The 19,712-nt window shown below is 68.4% G+C and carries 17 protein-coding genes and 1 tRNA gene; 9 read left to right on the forward strand and 9 right to left on the reverse strand.

Annotated elements, in window-relative coordinates; genetic code table 11:
- Window position 1 precedes the first annotated feature (1 nt).
- Entirely contained in the window at window positions 2–511 is a 510-nt protein-coding gene (locus tag EO139_RS14495) for a chemotaxis protein CheW (protein WP_119128646.1), read from the forward strand.
- A 224-nt stretch (window positions 512–735) separates the two neighbouring features.
- On the opposite strand, the gene EO139_RS14500 is transcribed toward EO139_RS14495, so the two are convergent.
- From EO139_RS14500 to rnd, 5 genes are all read right to left on the reverse strand, one after another.
- On the reverse strand, window positions 736–1,815 hold the full coding sequence (locus EO139_RS14500) for a sensor domain-containing diguanylate cyclase (protein WP_119128647.1): 1,080 nt from the start codon (window positions 1,813–1,815) through the stop codon (window positions 736–738).
- 206 nt (window positions 1,816–2,021) lie between these two features.
- Window positions 2,022–2,198, reverse strand: a complete 177-nt coding sequence (locus EO139_RS21445) for a hypothetical protein (protein WP_164739860.1) — start codon at window positions 2,196–2,198, stop codon at window positions 2,022–2,024.
- A gap of 171 nt (window positions 2,199–2,369) precedes the next feature.
- Window positions 2,370–2,445 (reverse strand) — tRNA-Ala (locus EO139_RS14505).
- Window positions 2,446–2,533: 88 nt separating this feature from the next.
- Window positions 2,534–2,935 (reverse strand): H-NS family nucleoid-associated regulatory protein, encoded by a 402-nt coding sequence (locus tag EO139_RS14510; RefSeq protein WP_104649055.1) that lies wholly within the window; start codon window positions 2,933–2,935, stop codon window positions 2,534–2,536.
- Between the two features lie 464 nt (window positions 2,936–3,399).
- Window positions 3,400–4,494: a ribonuclease D gene (gene rnd, locus EO139_RS14515; protein ID WP_104649054.1), complete on the reverse strand. Its 1,095-nt coding sequence runs from the start codon at window positions 4,492–4,494 to the stop codon at window positions 3,400–3,402.
- A 97-nt stretch (window positions 4,495–4,591) separates the two neighbouring features.
- Between rnd and EO139_RS14525 the strand changes: the two genes are divergently transcribed.
- Window positions 4,592–6,454, forward strand: coding sequence for a formylglycine-generating enzyme family protein (locus tag EO139_RS14525; RefSeq protein WP_164739861.1), 1,863 nt, complete (start codon window positions 4,592–4,594; stop codon window positions 6,452–6,454).
- Between the two features lie 253 nt (window positions 6,455–6,707).
- A complete protein-coding gene (locus tag EO139_RS14530) occupies window positions 6,708–7,955 on the forward strand; it encodes a virulence factor (protein WP_126971191.1) in 1,248 nt (415 codons plus the stop codon).
- Window positions 7,956–7,980: 25 nt separating this feature from the next.
- On the opposite strand, the gene xseA is transcribed toward EO139_RS14530, so the two are convergent.
- Both xseA and queG read right to left on the reverse strand, forming a co-directional pair.
- Window positions 7,981–9,318: an exodeoxyribonuclease VII large subunit gene (gene xseA / locus EO139_RS14535; protein WP_126971193.1), complete on the reverse strand. Its 1,338-nt coding sequence runs from the start codon at window positions 9,316–9,318 to the stop codon at window positions 7,981–7,983.
- Window positions 9,319–9,372: 54 nt separating this feature from the next.
- Entirely contained in the window at window positions 9,373–10,440 is a 1,068-nt protein-coding gene (gene queG / locus EO139_RS14540; protein ID WP_126971195.1) for a tRNA epoxyqueuosine(34) reductase QueG, read from the reverse strand.
- 24 nt (window positions 10,441–10,464) lie between these two features.
- On the opposite strand from queG, the gene EO139_RS14545 reads away from it, so the two are divergent.
- The 6 genes from EO139_RS14545 to EO139_RS14570 all read left to right on the forward strand — a co-directional run bounded on the left by EO139_RS14545 (window position 10,465) and on the right by EO139_RS14570 (window position 18,148).
- Window positions 10,465–11,952, forward strand: coding sequence for an NAD(P)H-hydrate dehydratase (locus EO139_RS14545; RefSeq protein WP_126971197.1), 1,488 nt, complete (start codon window positions 10,465–10,467; stop codon window positions 11,950–11,952).
- Entirely contained in the window at window positions 11,949–12,449 is a 501-nt protein-coding gene (tsaE, locus tag EO139_RS14550) for a tRNA (adenosine(37)-N6)-threonylcarbamoyltransferase complex ATPase subunit type 1 TsaE (RefSeq protein WP_126971199.1), read from the forward strand. Before EO139_RS14545 ends, tsaE begins: the two co-directional genes overlap by 4 nt.
- Before the next feature lie 70 nt (window positions 12,450–12,519).
- Window positions 12,520–14,223 carry an N-acetylmuramoyl-L-alanine amidase gene (locus EO139_RS14555; RefSeq protein WP_126971201.1) on the forward strand — a complete coding sequence of 568 codons (1,704 nt, stop codon included), beginning with the start codon at window positions 12,520–12,522 and terminating at the stop codon, window positions 14,221–14,223.
- 137 nt (window positions 14,224–14,360) lie between these two features.
- Window positions 14,361–16,229: a DNA mismatch repair endonuclease MutL gene (gene mutL, locus EO139_RS14560; RefSeq protein ID WP_126971203.1), complete on the forward strand. Its 1,869-nt coding sequence runs from the start codon at window positions 14,361–14,363 to the stop codon at window positions 16,227–16,229.
- A complete protein-coding gene (locus tag EO139_RS14565; protein ID WP_164739862.1) occupies window positions 16,229–17,167 on the forward strand; it encodes a DUF1684 domain-containing protein in 939 nt (312 codons plus the stop codon). The genes mutL and EO139_RS14565 overlap by 1 nt, the downstream gene beginning before the upstream one ends.
- Window positions 17,168–17,197: 30 nt before the next feature.
- On the forward strand, window positions 17,198–18,148 hold the full coding sequence (locus tag EO139_RS14570) for a TraB/GumN family protein (RefSeq protein ID WP_126971205.1): 951 nt from the start codon (window positions 17,198–17,200) through the stop codon (window positions 18,146–18,148).
- 46 nt (window positions 18,149–18,194) lie between these two features.
- On the opposite strand, the gene phaR is transcribed toward EO139_RS14570, so the two are convergent.
- Together phaR and EO139_RS14580 are read right to left on the reverse strand one after the other, a co-directional pair.
- Window positions 18,195–18,764 carry a polyhydroxyalkanoate synthesis repressor PhaR gene (gene phaR / locus EO139_RS14575; protein WP_104582180.1) on the reverse strand — a complete coding sequence of 190 codons (570 nt, stop codon included), beginning with the start codon at window positions 18,762–18,764 and terminating at the stop codon, window positions 18,195–18,197.
- Window positions 18,765–18,923: 159 nt separating this feature from the next.
- Window positions 18,924–19,664 (reverse strand): beta-ketoacyl-ACP reductase, encoded by a 741-nt coding sequence (locus EO139_RS14580; protein ID WP_126971207.1) that lies wholly within the window; start codon window positions 19,662–19,664, stop codon window positions 18,924–18,926.
- Window positions 19,665–19,712 lie beyond the last annotated feature (48 nt).

Consider the following 19,712-nt stretch of genomic DNA (forward strand, 5'->3'; position numbering starts at 1 on the left):
GATGACTGCACAGACCCCCGATGTGATGCCTGGCGACGCCGCTGCGGCAGCCCAGTACCTGACCTTCCAGCTGGATGGTGAAATCTTCGCCATCAGCATTGTTGGCATTCGCGAAATCATCCAGTACCGCGCGCCCACGCCGGTGCCGTCGATGCCGGCCTGCGTGCGCGGGGTGATCAATCTGCGCGGTGCGGTGGTACCGGTGGTGGACCTGCAGGCGCGGCTGGGGCGTGCCGACAGTGCGATCAGCAAACGCAGCTGCATCGTGATCCTGGCCACCGAACAGGCGCAGGGACCGCAGGTGATCGGGATGCTGGTCGATGCGGTCAACGCGGTGATCGAACTGGCCGATCAGGACATCGAAGCGGCGCCGTCATTCGGCACGCATATCCGCCGCGACCTGCTGCGCGGCATGGGCAAGGTGGGCGAGCGCTTCGTGGTGCTGCTGGAGATGGACCAGGTGCTGCAAGTGGATGAGATTGCCGGCAACACCGATGCCTTGGCAGCCTGAGCCCGGCCAGGCGCAGCCCACCAACACCGCTGCGGACTCGCCGGGCGGCTGCCCGCCACGTGTGATCGACCATTGAAGGAAGCGGGCGCGGATGTATGCACTGCATCCGCAACCGCAACGACTGCAGCCGGACACCGGCATCGACCACGCCGCCCGAGGCCGCGTGGCCGGGGCGATCCGCGCGCTGGTGACCGACCTCCTCAGACCTGGGTGTGGTCTGCCGCTCAGTCCTGCCGATGCCAGCCATCGAAGCGACGCACGCAGTTGCGTCCCTTGCCGATCGCGCCCTGCAGGGCGTGCCGTGCACGCGCCAGCAAGGCGTTGCTGTCGAGCGACGCACCGGCTGCCACCTCGACCAGGCCGGCGCTGATCGTCAGTGCACCGGCTGGCCAGCGTGCCGCTTCGATCGCCCTGCGCACGGCCTCGATCATTTCCATGGCCTCGGTCGCCGCTGTCTCCGGCACTGCGACACAGAGCTGGTCGCGGCTCAACCGCGCCACCGTGGCGGTCTCCGGCAGCTGCGCTTCGATCATCCTGGCAGCCTGGACCAGCGTGGCGTCCGCTGCTGCCGTTCCAGCCTGCAGCTTCAGCCGCTTGAAGCCGTCCAGGTCGATCAGTGCCAGCGCAAGCGATGGCGACGCGGCCGTCTCCGATCCCTGTGCCAGCGTCTGCAGTGCCTGCTCCAGGCCGGCGCGATTCCACACGCCGGTGAGGTCATCGCGCAATGCGTCCAGCTCGACCAGTCTGGCCGCACGCTGCAACTCGATGGTGTTGACGACCTGCCTGGCCAGTGCCTGCAGTGCGTCGCGCTCGGCGACCGACAGGCGGCGGGGTGTGCGATCCAGCACGCACAGCGTGCCCAGCGCGATCCCGTCGGAGGTCAGCAGCGGGGCGCCGGCATAGAAGCGGATCTGCGGCTCGCCGGTGACCAGCGCGTTGCGCACGAAGCGCGCATCCAGCTGGGTGTCGCCCACTTCCATCACATGATCGGGTTCGAGGATGGCGTGGGCACAGAACGACAGCTCGCGCGGGGTTTCACTCGGCGCCATGCCCAGCTTCGACTTGAACCACTGGCGCTGCGTGTCGATCAGCGAAATCAGTGCCATCGGCGTACGGCAGACCGCCGCCGCGATCGAGGTGAATTCGTCGTAGACCGGCTCCGGAGCGGTGTCCAGAAGCTGGTAGTCCTGCAGTGCAGCCAGGCGTTCGTCTTCGTTGGCCGGTACCTGCGCCGCTACGGCGGCATCGCCTGGCAACAGCGTCGCGTGGAAGAGTTGCAGCGCGGACGCATCAGGAATCTGCATACGAAGACCACCGGAACAGGGCGCCGTCAGGCGAGGGAGGTGTGCGTGCGGCGAGGGCGTGTCGCAGCCCATCGCGCGCGCTGGTTGGCGTAGGCCTCATCCACCCCGGCGGATGACGGCTGTCGCCGATCTTGCCACATCGGGCAGGGCGGAGCAGCGCCAGCGAACCCGCGCTGAGGCGCTGCGAAACCGCCCTGCTCGGCAGGTCATTCGCCCTGGCCGGCGTTGCCCTTGGGGCGGCGGGTCTGTTCGTCATGGACCTGCAGGTCTTTCTGTCCGGGGCGCTGCTTGGCGGCCTCATCCTGTTTGCGATCCTGCTGGCTCTCCGAAACACCGTGCTGGTTGTCGGCGGCCTTGTCGGGCTGGCTCTGCTTGTTGTTCATGGCTTGCGTCCGGCGTGATGATGAGACGGACGTTAGCGCGCACGATGTGATCCCGGCGACATGGCCGTGACCGGCACCGGCACTGCACTGGCCGACGCGCTCCCGATGCACACGCCCGACACGAAAAGGCCCCGGAAACATGGCGTTTCCGAGGCCCTACGGTTGAAGCAATGGTGGAGCGGAAGGGGATCGAACCCTCGACCTTCGCGATGCGAACGCGACGCTCTCCCAGCTGAGCTACCGCCCCACGTGTCCTGATTCTACCCACATGTGGCGCGATTCGCCAAGCAGGCCGGCAGCCTGGATCGCCGCCCGAAGGCGCGATCCTGCGGCAATCACTCGCGGACGAGCGGGAACTTGAGGTCCGGATTCTTGGCCTTCCATTCCTTGTACGACACCGACCCTTCCCAGGCGGCGAAGGCCTTGGGCGTGCGGCCGCGGCCGGACCAGGTCTCGCCGGTGTGCGGCAGTTCGTACTTCGGCTTGACTTCGCTGCGGCCGCTCTTGACCACGTCCTTGCGTGCAGCAGTGGTGCCCAGGTAAGCGGCAATATCGTTGCGCTGCTTGGTGTTGAAGTGGCCGGCAAACTGTTCCAGCAGCGAGACGATGGTGGCATGCGCAGAGGATGCCTCGCTGGCGCGCTCGGTCTTTTCCTGTTCTTCCAGCTTCTGCAGCTCGTCCAGCAGCTTGGCTTTGGCTTGTGCGATGGAATCCAGTTTGGAAGTGGTATTGCTCACAGAGGTATAGCCTCGGAATAAGTGGTGGAGACGTTGCCCGATGGACACGCGTCATTATGGCATGTGGCCCGGGGGCGGCCGTTGCGCGCGCGCCTGCAGATAGTGAGCAGGCCTTTCACAGGGCCTGTTCGCGCGTTCGCGGTGTCTGGCGAGGCCGCCGAAGATGCTTGCGCACACGGCGACCCCGGCCGTAACGATACAGCAGCAGGCCAGGCGAGATGACACATCCATGCAGTCCTGGTCAGACACTGACCGCTTCGTGACCAGAACATGTCCTGGTGGACTGCGCCAGCTTCGATGGCGCGAGCTCCATCTCAGATGCGGCGATCGACGGGGATGCCGCTGGCGTGTGCGGTCGGATCCACAGGCTGGGCCGTGGAAGTGAAGCTGGCTGAAAACCGTCTGCGCTTTGCCCGCCTCGCGACGGGCGCATGGAGGCGTGATCTCAGGACCGCTGCACCACGTCACTGCGTCGCAGTGTCTTCCAGCAGTGGCGTCAGCTGCGCTTCCAGGGCGTGGCGGCGCCATTGTCCCAGCGGTGCAGGCCAGCTGCGTTGCTCGATCAGGGTTTCCAGATGCCGGCGCGAGGCCAGGATGCCGTCGGGCAATCCCAGCTCGCGGCTGCGCTGGGCCACCGCATCCTGCAGGCGCTTGAGCACGGCCTTGTTGCCGTCGGTGGCGGCCTGCGCCAGCGGCGCGTGCTCCTCGTCGGGCAGCGGCGTGTTCAGCGCTTCCCATACGGCGGCGGCGAGCTTGCGCGGCGCCTTGGGGAACTTGTCGAACTGACGCAGCAGGGCGTCCAGATCAGCCGGCGGAAACCGTGCCAGCTGGCTGGCCAGTTCGTTGTCCAGGATCCAGCTGCGCGGGCGATCGCTCTGACGCGCCTGCAGGTCGCGCCAGCGCAGCAGGCGCAACAGGCGACGTTGCGCCGCCGGTTCCAGGAACTGCGCGGTGCGCAGGCTCACATGCGGCCAGCGCTCGCCGTCGTCGTGCTCCACCGTGGCGAGCAGGCGCTCGGCATCTTCGGCCAGCCAGCCCAGGCGATCCTGCTCGGTCAGGCGACGGGTGAGTTCGTCGTGGATGGCGAACAGGTAGCGCACATCGTCGGCAGCGTATTCCAGCTGCGCCGGCGACAGCGGGCGGCGCATCCAGTCCGAGCGCGTCTCGCCCTTGCTCAGCAAGGTGCCGGTCACTTCCTGCACCAGTTTCTGATAGCCCATGCCGCCACCCACACCCGCCAGCGCGGCGGCGATCTGGGTGTCGAACAACGGCCGCGGCAATACCCCGCACGCGCATTTGAAGGTGACCAGATCCTCGCTGGCGCTATGCATCACCTTGACGATGTCGGTGGCGGTCAACCACGCCTTTAGCGCCTCGTTCATGCCCGGGATCAGCGGGTCGATCAACAGGATCTCCTCGCCGATGGCCATCTGCACCAGCGCCAGTTGCGGCCAGTAGGTGCGTTCGCGAATGAATTCGGTATCCAGGCCAATGCGGGACGGACGCGACGCCTGCAGGCGTTCGGTCAGCTCGGAGGGGTGGGTGATCCAATGGGGCACGTGATTTCCGTCGACAGCGAGGGTTTGCGCAGAACGCGCAGAATAGCCTAACGTCGCGATCGCCTGTCGTGCGGCAGAGCACTGGAAGGAGCAGGTGGTGGGTGAGTGCGGTAACCGGATCGCAGCATGGGCCTTGCTCGCGCTAGGCGTGTGCGCCTGTTCGCGGACACCGACGCCGGCGCCTGTCGCGGCGCCCCCAGCTGCCGCCGCCGCGCCGTCGAGCCAGCCGAATGTGTCCATCGGTGGCGAGGAATCCGCCGAGACCGTGGCGCAATGGCAGCCACCGCCGGTGGACCTGGGCGACGAGACGCTGGCACAGGCGCGCAAGCGCGCCGACCAGGCATTGCAGGATGACCGGCTGTATCGCAATGCGGACGACGCGATTCCGCTGTACCTGGCGATCCAGCAGCGCGCCGGCGGCAAGGACGCGGCCAGCCGGCGCGGGCTGGAACAGGCGCGGCGTCGCTTGATCGAGCTGGGCGAAGCGCTGATCGAGCAGACCGACCGCCAGGACAGTGCACTGGAACAGGCGCGTGAGCTGGCCATCGTGGCGCTGGCGCTCGCTCCGCAGGATCCGAAGGTGCGTACGCTGCAACGCGCGGTGGAAACCGCGCAGCGGGTGCTGAGCTTCAACCGTGCCGGCGAGGAGGATCTGCGCGGCGGCCGCCTGGGCGAGGACGGCAACGGGGCGCTGGTGAACTTTCGCGATGCGGCGCAGCTGGATCCGGACAACCCGCGCACGCGCCAGGGGCTGGCTGCGGTGGAAAGCGGACTGCTGGCACGCGCCGAGCAGGCCGCAGAAGCGAGCGACTTCATCGGCGCGCGCTACTGGTTGCAGATGGCCGGGCAGGTACGTGAGCGCGCCCCGACCATTGCCGACGCACGTGCGCGCATCGAGCGCATGCGCCGTGCCCAGATCGCCGCCTTGCACGACGCCGGCCTGCACGATCTGACCTCCCCGCGCGGCCTCAAGGCGGCCGGCGAGACCCTGGCCGAAGTGCTGCGCATCGCCGACCCGGGCGATGCGGTGGCCGGCGATCTGCGGCGTCGGCTGGAATTGGCCACCCATTACGGCAGTTTCCGCCCCGGGCAGGTGTTTACCGACGGGCTCAAGGTCGGCGGGCGTGGTCCGCAGATGATCGTGGTGCCGCATGGCGCGTTCCAGATGGGCGCAGGCGATGCCGAGCCCGGCGCTTCCGACAACGAGCGGCCGTCGCATTACGTGCGTTTCGCGCGCGGCTTTGCGTTGTCGATCACCGAAGTGACGGTCGCCGAGTTCCGCCAGTTCGTCGAGGCGACCGGCGCCCGCCCGCGCGCCACCCGGCGCGGGCATTCGGTGGTGTACGACGAGCGAAGCGGCAACTTCATCCGCCGCAGCGGTGTGGATTGGCAGTCCGACTACAACGGCGCGCAGGCCGCCCCCAACAGCCCGGTGATGCACGTCAGCATCCGCGACGCCGAAGCCTATGCGAGCTGGCTGTCGGAACAGACCGGCCGCCACTACCACGTGCCCAGCGAGGCCGAATTCGAATACGCGGTGCGCGCCGGCACCACCGGGCGCTATCCCTGGGGCAATGCCGGCTCGCCGCCGCTGGATGCGGGCAACTTCACCGGCGGCAACGATGTCTCGCGCAGCGGCCGGCACTGGAACAATGGCTTTGTCGGCTACGGCGATGGCTTCTGGGGCCCGGCGCCGGTCGGCAGCTTTCGCGCCAACGCCTGGGGACTGCACGACATGGGCGGCAACCTGAGCGAGTGGGTGGCCGACTGCTGGCATGCCAGCTACCGCCGCGCGCCGGCCGACGGTGCGGCGTGGTTCAACCCCGGCTGCCGGCAGCGCATGATCCGCGGCGGCAGCTGGGCCAATTCGCCGCAGCAGACGCGTGCGGCCTGGCGGCAGTCGCAGGATTCGGACAGCACCAGCGCGCGGATCGGCTTTCGCCTGGCGCGCGGCATCTAGGGCGCAGTTGCATTGCCGCTGCGCATGCGCGGTCTGCGCCCGCATGGCCAGTGATCGCCGATCGCCATGTTGTGTGCCATACCCGCGTCTCGGGGCACGACATCGACGACGACGTGCACGGTCTTCCGCGTCGCGGCGGCCACACACCGAGGTGAGCGCGCTGGCTTAACCGCAGCGAACACCGACCGTGATCGCGCTGGAACCGGTCACCCTGGCCGCGGTCCAAGCGCCAGCGCTTGCGAGGATTGCGGTGATGGGCTGGGGAATCAAACTGTTTCGTTGGGTCGTCGCACTACTGCTGATCGGCGGCAGCGGCTACGCCGTGGCGCGGCATCTGCAGGACGGAAATACCGCCGGGCATTACCGCTCGGTGGAGGTGCTGCGTCCGGAAGGCACGCCGAAGGCCATGGTGGTGCTGTTGCCCGACAGCGGCCATGCGCAGGACGGCCAGCGGCTTGCCGAGATGCTGAGCAACGATGGCGCGCTGGTCGCGGTGATCGACACCGCCAGCTATCGCGAACGCGTGCGCGCGCATCATGCGGCCTGCAGTTCCCTGGCCGACGATGCCGAACGCTTGGGCAAGAAGTTGCTGCGCGCCGAGCATGTCGACGCATTCCTGCCGCCGGTCCTGGTGGGGCAGGGCGATGGCGCGGTGCTAGCGCGGCAGGCGCTGGCCTCGGCCGCGCCCGACGTGCTGGGTGGCGCGGTTGTCGCCGATGGCGGCGCCAGCACTGGCGGCCTGGCCTGCGCACGCGACATGCCCGATGCCAACCAGGGCTTCCTCGACGATCTGGTCGACGCTGCCAGCCCCACGCAGATCGCTGCCGCCACCCGCGGCCATTTCCTCACGGCCCAGGCGCACGGTGTGGGCGATCTGCCGCTGGTCGAACTGCATGCGCCCGGCAGCGACCGCATGGTGGTGATGCTGTCCGGCGACGGCGGCTGGCGCGAACTGGACAAGGGCATCGCCGCGCAATTGCAGCAGCAGGGGGTGTCGGTGGTGGGCTGGAACAGCCTGCGCTACTTCTGGGCGAGCCGCACGCCGCAGCAGGTCGGGGCGGACCTGGATCGGGTGATCGCAAGCTATCGGCAGCGCTGGCATATCCAGCACGTTGCCTTGGTGGGCTACTCGTTCGGTGCCGATGTGCTGCCGTTTGCCTATCCCGAGCTGTCGCCGCAGCAACGTGCATCGGTGCAGTTTGTCAGCCTGCTGGGCCTGGCCCATCAAGCCGATTTCAAGGTGCGCGTCGGTGGCTGGCTGGGCTGGCACAACGATGCCGAGCGTGATGTGGAACCGGCGATCCAGTCGCTGGACGCGCATCGCCTGCAATGCATCTACGGCGAGCAGGAAAAGGACACGCTGTGCCCGGAGCTGCGCGCGCGGGGCGTGCTGGTGGTGGCGCGCCCGGGCGGGCATCATTTCGACCATGATCCGGTCGCGCTGGCCGGGCTGCTGCTGCAAGGGTGGCAGCAGGCGGCGCAGACGCCCGGTCACGGTTAGCGCGCGCGTGATGTCTTGCCGGATGTCAGGCGTCGCCCGGCTCGACCCGCACCGCGATGCTGCCATCGGCCAGCTGCGCACGCAGGCGTTCGCCGGCGCTGACTTCGGCGGCGCTGCGCACCACGCTGCCATCGGCGGGGCGGGTCACGATGGCGTAGCCACGCGCGACGGTGGCGAGCGGGCTGACCGCTTCCAGCGAGCGTGCCAGGCTGCGTAGCCGCAGCTGGTCGTGCTGCAGGCGCCGCTGCATCGCTGCCTGCGGATGCAGTGCACGCAGCCGTTGTTGCAGCGTGGCCAGGTCGCGTTGCGGGTTGTGCGCCTGCAGGCGCGCCTGCGACCGTTGCACACGCGCCTGCAGGCGCTCCAGCACCTGGGTCAGGCGCGCGCGCAGCTGGCGTCCGGCATCCTGCTGGCGGCGTTGCAGCAGCTGCAGCCGCGCCTGCGGACTGTGCGCACGCAGGCGCAGGGCGAGCCGGTCGGCGCGCTGCATCGCAGTGGCCAGCGCATGCTGCTGCAGCTGGGCCATGCGCGCATGCGCGCGCCGCACGCGCGCAACCAGCTCGCGCTGATCGGGCACCAGCAGTTCGGCCGCGACCGACGGCGTGGGCGCACGCACATCGGCCACGAAATCGCTGAGGCTGAAGTCGGTCTCGTGCCCGACCGCCGACACCACCGGCGTGCGCGTGGCGGCAATCGTGCGGGCCAGGCGTTCGTCGTTGAAGGCCCACAGGTCTTCCAGCGAGCCGCCACCACGGGTGATCAGAATGACGTCGTAGCGCCCGGATGCATCGGCGCGCTGCAACAGCGAGGTGATCTGCGCAGCGGCGCTGTCGCCCTGCACCAGCGAGGGCAACAGGTCCACTTCCAGCAACGGAAAGCGGCGCGCCAGGACGCTGAGCACGTCGCGTACCGCCGCGCCGCTGGGCGAGGTGATCACCGCGAGCCGCCGCACATGCGCCGGCAACGGCTGCTTGCGCTCGGCATCGAACAGGCCTTCGGCGGCCAGGCGCGCACGCAGTTCGTCGAAGGCGCGCCGCAGGGCGCCTTCGCCGGCCTCTTCCATGTGGTCGAGCACCAACTGGTAGTCGCCGCGCGCTTCGTACAGCGTCAGGCGTCCGCGCGCGAGCACGCGCAGGCCTTCGCGCGGCTGGAACTTCAGCCAGGTGCTCTTGGGCTTGAACATCGCGCAACGGATCTGCGCGCGCGCGTCCTTGAGCGTGAAGTACAGATGGCCCGAGGACGGGCGCGTGACGCTGCTCAGCTCCGCTTCCACCCACACCAGCGGGAAGCTGCCTTCCAGCAGGTCGCGCGCGAGCGTGTTGAGCTGGCTGGGGGTGAGGATCTGTTCGTTGCGGTCGGCCATCGCCGCATTATCCCGCAGCGGCGATGCGCATGCGTGAGCGTATCCGGCGCAAACCTACAAACCGTGTTGCGCCAGCGCCCAGCCCACGTGTTCGCGTATCAGTTCCGAGTCGTCGTGGCGGCGCGCCTCCAGCGCCGCCAGCACCTCCGGCGTGCCGGGCGCATTGCCCAGGCCGACGGCGATGTTGCGCAACCACCGCTGATGGCCGCTGCGGCGGATCGGGCTGCCTTCGGTGCGGCGCAGGAATTCGTCTTCGTCCCAGGCGAACAGTTGCGGCAGCGTTGCCACATCCAGCTCGTTGCGGGCGCGGAAATCGGCTTCGTCGGTGCGCTGGGCGAACTTGTTCCAAGGGCAGACCAGCTGGCAGTCGTCGCAACCGAAGATGCGGTTGCCGATCGGCTTGCGCATCTGCTCGGGAATCGCGCCCTCGTGCTCGATGGTGAGATAGGCGATGCAGCGGCGCGCATCCAGCCGGTACGGGGCGATGATGGCCTGGGTCGGGCAGATGTCGATGCAGCGCGTGCAGGTGCCGCAATGCGCGGTGGCAGGGGTGTCGATGGGCAAGGGCAGGTCGAGGTAGATCTCGCCCAGGAAGAACCACGACCCGCCCTTGCGATCGATCAGGCAGGTGTGTTTGCCGATCCAGCCCAGGCCCGCGTTGCGTGCTAGTGCCCGCTCCAGCACCGGCGCCGAATCGACGAACACCCGATAGCCGAACGCGCCGACTTCGCCCTGGATGCGCTCGGCCAGTTTCTGCAGCCGGTTGCGCATCAGCTTGTGATAGTCGCGCCCCAGCGCGTACCGCGCCACGTAGGCGCGGCGGCCGTCGTGCAGGGTGTTCCAGGCTTCGCTGTCGTCCTTGCGGCCGTAATCCATGCCCACCGACAACACGCGCAGGGTGCCGGGCACCAGCTCCTGCGGGCGCGAGCGCTTGTCGCCGTGCTGGGCCATCCAGTGCATGGTCCCGTACAGGCCTTCTTCCAGCCAGCTGCGCAGGTGTCCCTCGTCTTCGCCCAGCTCGATGCCGGTGATGCCGCAGCGCTGGAAGCCCGCCTCGCGCGCGAGCGCACGGATGCGCGCGGCGGCGTCGGTGGGGTCGGGACGGGCAAGGACGGCAGACATGGCGACAAGTATAGAATTCCCGGCATGTACGCACCGCTCGATCTTTACGACACCGCCGCCGCGCGCAGGCTGGACACGCAGGCCACCACGCTGCTCGGCGGCGACGGCTATACCTTGATGCAACGTGCCGGGCAGGCCGCCTGGCAGGTCCTGCTGGAACGCTGGCCACGGGCACGCCGCATCGTGGTGGTCTGCGGCACCGGCAACAACGGGGGCGATGGCTATGTGCTGGCACGCCTGGCGCAGCGGGCCGGGCGCCAGGTGCAGGTGGTGCATCTTCCCGGGCACGGCCCGGCCGCGCCGCTGGCGCAGCGCGCCTGCACCGACTATCTGGGCGTGGGCGGTGCGATCGACCTGTTTCCATCTCCGCTGGCGCAGGCCGATGTGATCGTCGATGCGCTGTTCGGCATCGGCCTCAACCGCGCGCCCGACAGCGAGACCGGCGCGTTGATCGATGCCATCAACGCCGCCGGCGTGCCGGTGTTTGCGCTGGATGTGCCCAGCGGCATCGATGCCGATCACGGCGTGGCCTTCGGTGCTGCGGTGCGCGCGGACGCCACCTTGCAGTTCATCGTGCCGCACGTGGGGCTCTACACCGGCGATGCGCTGGAGCATGCCGGCACGCGCGCAGTCGCGTCGCTGGACGTGCCGGATGCGGCATTCGACGGGCTGACGCCGGCCGCGCACAGCTGGGAGATCGATGCCCTGGCCGCGCAGTTGCGCCCGCGCCGACGCAATACGCACAAGGGCGAATCCGGGCGCGTGCTGTGTGTCGGCGGCAACCTCGGCAGCGGCGGCGCGATCATGCTGACCGCCGAAGCTGCCTTGCGCAGCGGCGCCGGGCTGGTGCAGGTCGCCACCCGCGCCGAGCATGTCGCGCCATTGCTGGCGCGCTGCCCGGAAGCGATGGTGCGCGCGCTGCAGGCCGGCGACGACATCGACGCGCTGGCCGATGCGGCCGACGTGGTCGCACTGGGGCCAGGGCTGGGTCAGGACGCCTGGGCGCAGCCGTTGTGGCACGGCGTGTTGGCGTCTGACAGTGCCGTCGTCATCGATGCCGATGGCCTGAACCTGCTGGCCGCCAACCAGGTGCCGACACGCGGCCCGCGCGTGCTGACACCGCATCCGGGCGAAGCCGGCCGTCTGCTGGGGATGTCGACCGGGCAGGTTCAGCACGACCGCCTGGCTGCCGCAGACGCGTTGGCCAAACGTTTCGATGCCGTGGTGGTGCTCAAGGGCGCCGGCAGCGTGATCGCCGCGCCGCACGCAGTGCCGCGCATCATCGACGCCGGTAATCCGGGCATGGCGGTCGGCGGCATGGGCGACCTGCTGACCGGCGTGATCGCAGCCCTGCTGGCGCAGGGTTGGTCGCCGTTCGATGCGGCAAGCCTGGGTGCCTTGCTGCATGCCTGCGCCGGCGATGCGGCTGCGCGCGCGGGCGAGCGCGGCCTGCTGCCGACCGATCTGCTGCCCGAACTGCGCCGCCTCGCCAATGCCGGAGCCATTGCATGAGCCAGCTCAGCGCACACCTGGTCGATGCGCAGGCCACCGAAAGCCTGGGGCAGGCCCTGGCCGCGGTACGGCCCACCCGCGCGATGGTGCAACTGCACGGCGATCTCGGCGCAGGCAAGTCCACACTGGCGCGTGCGCTGCTGCGCGCACTCGGCGTCACCGGCCCGATTCGCAGCCCCACCTACACCCTGGTCGAACGTTATCCGCTCAGCACCGGCGACGAGGCCTGGCACCTGGATCTGTACCGCATCGGGCAGGCCGGAGAACTGGATTTTCTCGGGCTCGACGAGGGCAGCGCGAGCCTGTGGCTGGTCGAATGGCCCGAGCGCGGCGCGGGCGCGCTGCCGCCGGTGGACCTTGACGTGGAACTGGCGGTCGATGGCGAGGGACGCAGCGTCACGCTGCTGGGCCGCAGCCAAACCGGGCGCGACTGGCTGACACGGCTGTCAGGCCTGCCGCAGTTGCAGCGTCTTTTTGCCGGCTCACAACAACAATGAACGCCAGGTTGTGGATTATTAAGGGAAATCACCTTGCAATTCACACGCTCGGGTGATTGAATCCAGCGCCATGACACCGGGGTTCCGCCAGTTCTGTGTTTTCGCCCTGACCGCCAGCCTCAGCCTGGCGGTTTTTGCTGCGTGGGCCGGCGAAATCAAGGGTGTCGGTATCAGTACCGGTGCCACCGGCACGCGTGCGGAGATCCAGCTGGCCGGCAGCGGCGGATTCAAGACCCTGTCGCTGGCCAACCCCAATCGCCTGGTGGTGGATTTTCCCGATTCTTCCGGTGTGCGTGGCCTCAAATTGCCGCCCGCAGCCGGCCTGGTGACCTCGGTGCGGACCGGCCAACCGGTGCCGGGCACCTTCCGGGTGGTCTTCGAGCTGGCAACGCCGGTCACGCCGTTGAAGCCGCAGATGCAGACGCTGGGCAGTGCGTCGACCCTGGTGATCGAGTGGCCGGGCGATTCGCCGGTCTCCGCCGGCACGGTGGCTGCCAACCCGACAACACCTGCGACGCCGCCGCCGCGCCCGGCCAATGCACAATCCGAGGCGGCCCGCGCGACCGCTGCGTTGGCGGCGTCTGCGCAGCGTGCGTCGGTGGTGCCGCCTGCGCCGGCGCCCGCACCGTATGTCCCTGCCTCGGCCATGCCCACCGTCACCCCGGCGCCGGTACCGACGACGGTGGCCACCGGCGTGCCGACACCGCGTCCAGGCACGGCCGCGGCCGCGGTAACCACCAGCGCGTCCGCGCCAGCCGGCACTGCCGGCAACTCCTCCAATCGCACCGTCGCCACCGCCGGTACGTCGCCAGCACCCGCGATGACAGGCAACGCCGCATCGCCGGCTGCCATCTTGAATGGCGGCAATGCGCCGACGGGCGCCGCGTCGGGTAATGCCGTGACTGCCACACCGAATACCGCCGGCGGCGTTGCCGCGGCGGATAGCGACGAGTTGCCGCCGCGTCCGGTGCTGCCCAGCGAGGCCTCGCGGATCAAGATGGCACCCGGCATGCGGCCGCTGATCGTTGCGATCGATCCGGGACATGGTGGCCAGGATCCGGGCGCCATGGGCCCCACCGGCAAGCGCGAAAAGGATGTCACCCTGGCCGTCGGGCGCGAACTGGCGCGCCAGATCAACGCCACGCCCGGCATGAAGGCCTACCTGACACGCGATACCGACGTGTTCATTCCGCTGCCGATGCGCGCGCAGAAGGCACGCGCCGCCAAGGCCGACATCTTCATCTCCATCCATGCCGACGCTGCCGAGAACCGCAGTGCGACCGGCTCGTCGGTCTATGTGCTGTCGACCAAGGGGGCTTCCTCGCAGCGCGCGCGCTGGCTGGCCGACAAGGAAAATGCCGCCGACCTGGTCGGCGGCGTGCGTCTGCAGCAGACCGAAAGCACGCTAGCCAATGTGCTGCTGGATCTAGCGCAGAGCGGCCACATGAAGGCCTCCGAGGATGCGGCAGGGCACGTGCTCGGCGGCCTCAAGCGGATCGGCAACAACCACAAGCCGCAGCTGGAACGCGCCAACTTCGCGGTGCTGCGCACCTCCGACATGCCGGCGATGCTGGTGGAGACTGCCTTCATTTCCAATCCGGACGAAGAGCGTCGCCTGATCGACCCGGCCTACCAGCGCAAGATCGCCGCGGCCGTGCTGGATGGCATCGATACCTTCTTCACCCGCCAGCCACCGCCAGGCACCTTGTTTGCCGCGCGCGCGCAGGCCGAAGCCGATGCCGGCGTCGGCACCGTGGCCGGCGGCAGCCGCTGAGCCGCTCGGCTATCATTCCGCACTGATTCCTTGATGACGGCGCCCGCGCGCCGCCGGATTGCCGTGCCGACGTCTGCCTTGCCTGCTACACCCTCGATGCGCGTGGACCTTTGCGTCCAGCACGAGCGCCTGCGCTGATGGCGATCCGTCAGCTCCCCGAGATCCTGATCAACCAGATTGCCGCCGGCGAAGTCGTCGAGCGGCCCGCGTCGGTGGTCAAGGAACTGGTCGAAAACGCACTCGATGCCGGCGCCACCCGCGTGGATATCGAGCTGGAAGAGGGCGGCGTTCGGCTGATCCGCATCCGCGACAACGGCAGCGGCATCACCCCCGACGAACTGCCGCTGGCGGTGTCGCGGCATGCTACCAGCAAGATCGCATCGCTGGACGATCTGGAGACCGTGGCCACGCTCGGCTTTCGTGGCGAAGCGTTGCCGTCGATCGCCTCGGTCAGCCGTTTCACCCTGATCTCGCGCCGCCACGATGCCGAACATGGCTCCGCGCTGGAGATCGACGGTGGCCGCCTGGGCGAGGTGATGCCACGTGCACACGCGCCCGGCACCACGGTCGAAGTGCGCGAGCTGTTCTTCAACGTACCGGCGCGGCGCAAGTTCCTGCGTGCCGAGCGCACCGAGCTGGGGCATATCGAAGAGTGGCTGCGTTCGTTGGCGTTGGCGCGGCCCGATGTGGAGTTGCGGGTTTCGCACAACGGAAAACCCTCGCGTCGCTACAAGCCGGGCGACCTGTATTCGGATGCGCGTCTGGGCGAAACCCTGGGCGAGGATTTCGCACGGCAGGCCTTGCGCGTCGATCACAGTGGCGCCGGTCTGCGGCTGCACGGCTGGGTCGCCCAACCGCATTACTCGCGCGCCAGTACCGACCAGCAGTATCTCTACGTCAACGGCCGCTCGGTGCGCGATCGCAGCGTCGCGCACGCGGTTAAGATGGCCTATGGCGATGTGCTGTTCCATGGCCGCCAGCCGGCCTACGTGCTGTTCCTGGAGCTGGATCCGGCGCGCGTGGACGTCAACGTGCATCCGGCCAAGCACGAGGTGCGTTTCCGCGAGGCGCGGCTGATCCACGACTTCGTCTACCGCACCTTGCAGGACGCGCTGGCGCAGACGCGCGCCGGCGCGATGCCCAACAGCAGCGCTACGGAAGGCACCGGCGATGCCGGCGCGGTGCCGGCGAGCATGCTCGATCGCCCAGGCTACGGAAGCGGAAGCAGCAGCAGTGGCGCCGGTGGTGCCGGCTACGGCCAGTGGACGCCATCGCAGACCCCGCTGGGCCTGCGCGTGGATGAGGCGCGTGCGGCCTATAGCGCGCTGTATGCGCCGCCGCCCAGCGGCGCGCAGCAGCAGTCGGCACGCTTGCCCGAGGGATCGGGAATGGGCCTGCCGGCGACTGCCGCAGACAGCGGCGTGCCGCCGCTGGGCTATGCCGTGGCGCAGTTGCACGGCATCTACATCCTGGCCGAGAACGCCGAAGGCCTGATCGTGGTGGACATGCATGCCGCGCACGAACGCATCGGCTACGAGCGGCTCAAGAACGCGCACGACAGCATCGGCCTGCACGCGCAACCGCTGTTGGTGCCGATGACGCTGGCGGTGGGCGAGCGCGAGGCCGACACCGCCGAGCGCGAAGCCGACACGCTGGCCAGCCTGGGCTTCGAGGTCACCCGCGCCGGCCCGCAATCGCTGCACGTGCGCAGCATTCCCGCATTGCTTGCCAACGCCGACCCCGAGGCGCTGTTGCGCGATGTGCTCGGCGACCTGCGCGAACATGGCCAGAGCCGGCGCATAGCCGGGGCGCGCGACGAGCTGCTCTCCACCATGGCGTGCCACGGCGCGGTGCGTGCGAACCGGCGCCTGACCGTGCCGGAAATGAACGCACTGCTGCGGGATATGGAAATCACCGAGCGCTCGGGCCAATGCAACCATGGCCGGCCGACCTGGGCACGGTTTACGCTGGGCGAAATCGATCGCTGGTTCCTGAGGGGGCGCTGATGGCTGCATTGCACAGGGGGAACCGCTGGCTGCTCGGCACGCTGGTGTGTGCGGCGCTGGCCGGCTGCGGCAAGGACGCACCGCCGCCGGCGGCACCGGTCGCACTCGACAAGGCCTTCCTGGCCGACAACGCGGCCTGGCGCGAAGCGCGCCTGACCGAACTGCGCGCGCCCGATGGCTGGACCAGCCTGGTCGGCCTGCACTGGCTGTCGCTGAAGGCGCACTACATCGGCAGCAGTGCCGACAGTGGCATCAGGCTGGCGGTCGGGCCGCCCAAGCTGGGCATGGTCGCCACCGAGGCCGACACGGTCTGGTTCGTGCCCGAGCGCAACGCGGCCTTGAGCGTCGATGGCAAGCCGCTGACCGGCCGGATCCGCTTCCAGTCCGATCGCGACCGGCAGCCGACCTTCATCCATTTCGATGGCGGCAAGGGCGTGTTGAGCCTGATCCATCGCGGCGACCGCAACGCGCTGCGGGTCAAGCATGCCGACGCGCCGTCGCGCAGCCACTTCGCCGGGCTGGAGTACTGGCCGGCCGATCCGTCCTGGCGCATCAGCGCACGCTATGTGCCCAACGATGTCGGCAAGACCATTCCGATCGTGGACATCGTCGGCATCAGCAGCGAACAGCCCAACGCCGGGGCCATCGCCTTCGAGCGCGATGGCAAGGCATATCGGCTGCAGACCATCGGCGAACCGGGGCGGCCGATGTTCGTGGTGTTCGCCGACCGCACCAGCGGGCACGGCAGCTATCCGGCCGGGCGCTTCCTGGACCTGGACGTGCCCGACGCCTCCGGGCATGTGGTCGTGGATTTCAACCGTGCCTACAACCCGCCGTGCGCGTTCACTCCGTTTGCGACCTGTCCGCTGCCGCCGCCGGAAAACCGCATCGACCTGGCGGTATCGGCAGGCGAGAAAACCTACAAGGTGCCGCACTGACGTGGAGACAGCGACGTGGTAGAGGCAAGCATGCGCACCCGGCTGGCCGCCTGGTGCTGCGGCGCGGTGATCGCGCTGGGGCTGTGGGGTGGGGCAGCCGCGCCGACCTGGGCACGTGCCGGCCACGACACGCCTGCCGGTTCGCCGGTGCCGTTGTTGTGGAAGGTCGATGGCAAGGGCGGCACGCTGTATCTGCTGGGCTCGTTCCATGTGCTCAAGCCCAGCGATTACCCCTTGTCACCGGATGTGATGCAGGCATTCGCCAAGGCCGACCGGTTGGTGTTCGAACTACCGCCGTCCGATGCGCAATCGCCCGAACTGGCCGGCCGCATGCTGCAGGCGGCGCGGCGCAGCGACGGGCGTCGCCTGCAGGACGTACTCGATCCAAAGACCTGGCAGGCGCTGACCAGCTACGCACGCAAGCGCGGGATGCAGGTGGACAGCTTGCAGCCACTGGAACCCTGGTTCGTGGCGTTGACGATCAGCCTGGCGGAGATGAGCCGGCAAGGCATGGATCCGGCTGCCGGCCTGGACCATTACCTGATGGCGCAGGCGCAAGCCCAGGGTAAACCGGCCGATGGGCTGGAGCGCGCCCAGGAGCAGATTGCCTTGCTCGACGGCATGTCGCCCACCGAGCAGCATCAGCTGCTGGAAGAGGCGCTGGACGACGCCGGCACCACCGATCAGCTGCGTCAGTTGCACGCGGCCTGGCGCAATGGCGATGTGCACACACTGTCCACGCAGATGGCCGAGCAGATGCGGCAGCACTATCCGGCGCTGTACCAGGACATCAATGTCGAGCGCAATGCGCGCTGGGTGCCGCGGCTGGAACAGCGGCTCGACAAAGGGAGCGGGACCACGCTGGTGGTGGTCGGTGCGCTGCATCTGCTGGGGAGCGACGGAGTGGTCGAGCGCCTGCGCGCGCGTGGGTACCACGTGGAGCGGATCTGCGCGGCCTGCGCGGAGCGGGCCGGCCGTTGACTGGCGGCGCCGTGGGGCGTCTCACGCTCCAGGCGCCGCGCTTGCGTCATCCGCGGTTGCGGGCCTTGCCGGTGGTGCCGGCGCTACCGGCGGCAGTGCCGTGGGTGCCGGTGCCCATCGGGCCGCTGCCCATGCCGCTCGCCCCCGGCGGCGGCGTACCAGGGCCGCCCGGACGCCCGAAACCGGCGCCGAAGTTGCGCTGGAACTCCTGCCACAACTCCAGGTTGCGCTCGGTCAGCTGGTTCATCATCGCCCACGGGGTCTGCCCGAGCAGGTTGCCCATCTGCTGGCGGAACTGCTGCTGCTGGTCCAGGAACACCTGCATGCTGCGCTCAAGGTAGTTGCCCATGAAGCCCTGCAGCGAGTCGCCGTAGAAACGGATGATCTGGCTCAGCAGCTGGGTCGACAGCATCGGCTCGCCGTCCTGTTCACGGTCGGCAATGATCTGTAGCAAGACGGCGCGACTGAGGTCTTCACCGCTCTTGGCGTCGCGTACTTCGAATTCTTCGCCGTCGATGATGAGCTGGCGCACATCTTCGATGGTGATGTAGCTGGAGATTTCCGTGTCGTAGAGACGGCGATTGGGATACTTCTTGATGATGCGAAGTCCGGCCATGGAACGTTCACTCACAACGATAGTGCGCGCAGGATGGCGCACCGCAGCAGCCCTTGCAACCGCCGCAACGCCTTATTTTCTTAAGCGCACACCAAAAAAATGCTGCGCAGCATGATTTTCAAGGAATTTTCATGCTGCATCGCGAAGTTGCAGCAAACGTTACCAGCCCATGTGGTGGCCGCCATTGATATCCAGATTGGAGCCCGTGATCCAGGCGGCCTCTTCCGCCACCAGGAAGGCCACCGCATAGGCGATTTCCTCCGGGCGGCCCAGGCGGCCGGTGGGGATGTCGGCGACGATCTTGGCGCGCACCTCTTCCGGGACCGCCATCACCATGTCGGTGGCCACATAGCCCGGCGACACGGTATTGACGGTCACCCCGAACGCGGCATTTTCGCGTGCCAGCGAGATGGTGAAGCCGTGCATGCCGGCCTTGGCGGCCGCGTAGTTGGCCTGCCCGTACTGGCCCTTCAGGCCGTTGATCGAGCTGATCTGGATCACCCGTCCCCAGCCGCGCTGGCGCATGCCTTCGATCACCGGGCGGGTGACGTTGAAGACCGAGTTGAGATTGGTGTTGATGACGTCATGCCACTGTTCGGCGGTCATGCGATGGAAGGTGGTGTCGCGGGTGATGCCGGCGTTGTTGACCAGAATTTCGATCGGCCCAAGCGCTGCCTGGACTTCTTCGACCAGGGCGCGCGCATGCTCGGAAGACGCCACGTCGCCGCGGAACAGGGCGATGTCGTAGCCCTGGCTCTGCATGCGCTGCTGCCAGGCCTGGGCTTTTTCGGCATTGCGGAAGTTGCTGGCCACCCGGTGGCCCTGGTCGGCCAGGCGCTTGCAGATGGCGGTGCCGATACCGCCGGTGCCGCCGGTGACCAATACGACGCGAGATGTCATGACGACTCCAATGGACAGGATAAGACGATGGCGGTCAGGGCACAGGCG

It is taken from the genome of Xanthomonas sp. BRIP62411 (assembly GCF_003993525.1).
Taxonomy (GTDB): domain Bacteria; phylum Pseudomonadota; class Gammaproteobacteria; order Xanthomonadales; family Xanthomonadaceae; genus Xanthomonas; species Xanthomonas euroxanthea.